Genomic DNA, 533 nt, shown 5'->3' on the forward strand with positions numbered 1-533 from the left:
AAAATAAGAGATAAACCCATACAGGTTTTAACTATTAGAGATAAACAAGACAAACCTTATTACCTTTCTAAAAAGAAAGATAAATTAAATGCTGGAACCATATACACAAGGACTATGGATACCAATACTCCAAAAAGTAATGTAGCTTCAGCTATAGATATTGAATACATGTGGAAGGAACGGTTTGGGCTTACGCAAAATCCACTTGAGAGATTTAAAATATATTTAAAAAATGACACTCGCGGCTGGGATCTTAATAGTAACGATATTTTTTTCTATAAGCAGCATCCAGAATTTACTAAAAATATTTCTTGAGATAGTTTGTATTTTTGTTTTCAAAAAACTAACTTTCGCAGAGAAACAAGGACGCTTCAGCGTTCGCTACTCTTTCAAATTTAAACAAACATGTGGCTTTTAACCACTACATCTAGTAGTCGAATCTAAGAAATTAATCAACAAAAAGCAAGGTCGTATTGTTTGACCATAGAAATAATTTGCTCAATTTGCTTAGCAAATCCAGAGCATAAATTATG

The 533-nt window shown here is 31.5% G+C and carries 1 protein-coding gene; it reads left to right on the top strand.

What is annotated here, in order from left to right; all coding sequences use genetic code 11:
• Positions 1–315, top strand: a 315-nt coding sequence (locus tag DNK84_RS13835) for a hypothetical protein (RefSeq protein ID WP_208123356.1), incomplete at its 5' end; no start/stop codon positions are given.
• Between the last annotated feature and the right edge of the window lie 218 nt (positions 316–533).

It is taken from the genome of Facilibium subflavum (genome assembly GCF_003574485.1).
GTDB lineage: Bacteria > Pseudomonadota > Gammaproteobacteria > Francisellales > Francisellaceae > Facilibium > Facilibium subflavum.